The organism is Pseudomonas jilinensis, assembly GCF_003586265.1.
Lineage (GTDB): Bacteria > Pseudomonadota > Gammaproteobacteria > Pseudomonadales > Pseudomonadaceae > Halopseudomonas > Halopseudomonas phragmitis.
Window position 1 is genome coordinate 1 of record NZ_QJSA01000037.1, and the last position, 1763, is coordinate 1763.

2 protein-coding genes are annotated in these 1763 nt (G+C 62.6%); both read left to right on the forward strand.

Annotated features, from left to right (window positions below; all coding sequences use genetic code 11):
* On the forward strand, positions 1-735 hold a 735-nt coding region (locus tag C2846_RS18420; protein ID WP_131038246.1), incomplete at its 5' end, for an electron transfer flavoprotein subunit beta/FixA family protein.
* Positions 736-737: 2 nt separating this feature from the next.
* Positions 738-1667, forward strand: coding sequence for an electron transfer flavoprotein subunit alpha/FixB family protein (locus C2846_RS18425; RefSeq protein WP_080049089.1), 930 nt, complete (start codon positions 738-740; stop codon positions 1665-1667).
* The last annotated feature ends 96 nt before the right edge of the window (positions 1668-1763 follow it).

Sequence of the window (1763 nt, forward strand, 5' to 3'; positions counted from 1 at the left end):
GCCGTTAAGCGCGTGGTCGACTACAACGTCAAGGTTCGCGTCAAGGCGGACAACAGCGGTGTCGATCTTGCCAACGTCAAGATGTCCATGAACCCCTTCTGCGAAATCGCCGTAGAAGAGGCCGTGCGCCTGAAAGAGAAGGGCGTGGCAACTGAAATCGTTGCCGTTTCCGTAGGCCCGACCGCCGCTCAGGAGCAACTGCGCACCGCGCTGGCTCTGGGTGCCGACCGCGCCGTGCTGGTTGAGTCTGCCGATGAGTTGAACTCGCTGGCCATCGCCAAGCTGCTCAAGGCCGTGGTTGACAAGGAACAGCCGCAACTGGTCATCCTTGGCAAGCAGGCCATCGATTCCGACAACAACCAGACTGGCCAGATGCTCGCAGCCCTGTCCGGCTACGCCCAGGGCACCTTCGCCTCGGCGGTCAATGTCGAAGGCGACCGGGTCAAGGTCACCCGCGAGATCGATGGCGGTCTGCAGACCGTTGATCTGAAACTGCCGGCCATCGTCACCACCGACCTGCGCCTGAACGAGCCGCGTTACGCTTCGCTGCCGAACATCATGAAGGCCAAGAAGAAGCCGCTGGAAACCCTCAAGCCGGAAGAGCTGGGTGTCAGCACCGCCTCGACCGTGACCACCCTGAAGGTTGAAGCCCCGGCTGCCCGCAGCGCCGGCATCAAGGTCAAGAGCGTCGACGAACTGATCGACAAACTCAAGAACGAAGCCAAGGTGATCTGAACATGAGCATTCTGGTTATTGCCGAACACAACAACGCCGCACTGAACGCCGCGACCCTGAACACCGTGGCTGCTGCCCAGGCCATCGGTGGCGACATCCATGTGCTGGTAGCCGGTCAAGGCTGTGGCGCCGCGGCTGAAGCTGCGGCCAAGGTCGCCGGTGTGAGCAAGGTTTTGGTTGCTGACAACGCCGCCTACGCCCATCAGTTGCCGGAAAACCTGGCGCTGCTGATTGCCGAAGTCGGCAAGGGCTACAGCCACATCCTGGCTCCGGCCAGCACCAACGGCAAGAACTACGCCCCGCGCGTAGCCGCGCTGCTGGACGTCGATCAGATCTCCGAGATCATCGCGGTCGAAAGCGCCGACACCTTCAAGCGTCCGATCTACGCCGGTAATGCGATTGCCACCGTGCAGTCCAGCGCTGCGGTCAAGGTCATCACCGTCCGCGCCACCGGCTTTGACGCCGTGGCCGCCGAAGGTGGCAGCGCCGCCGTAGAAGCGGTTGCCAGCGCCACTGACGCCGGCATCTCGGCCTTCGTTGGTGAAGAGCTGGCCAAGTCTGACCGTCCCGAGCTGGCCGGTGCCAAGATCGTCATTTCTGGCGGCCGTGGCATGCAGAATGGCGACAACTTCGAAATGCTCTACAAGCTGGCCGACAAGCTCGGCGCGGCGGTAGGCGCCTCGCGTGCCGCAGTGGACGCCGGCTTCGTGCCGAACGACATGCAGGTTGGCCAGACCGGCAAGATCGTTGCTCCGCAGCTGTACGTGGCGGTCGGCATCAGCGGTGCGATCCAGCACCTGGCCGGTATGAAAGACTCCAAGGTGATCGTCGCGATCAACAAGGACGAAGAAGCCCCGATCTTCCAGGTTGCCGACTACGGTCTGGTAGCTGACCTGTTCGAGGCGGTACCGGAGCTGGAAGGCAAGCTGTAAGCCTCAGGCTGCAAGTACGACGAGAACCCCGGCCTGGTGCCGGGGTTTTTGTTTGTCTGGATTCTCTGCCGCCGCTGTGGATTGCCACGGGCCTGC

Bases quoted from the DNA above. Each gene is read 5' to 3' on its own strand.
- C2846_RS18425 (WP_080049089.1), top strand. From the start codon at position 738: ATGAGCATTCTGGTTATTGCCGAACACAACAACGCCGCACTGAACGCC.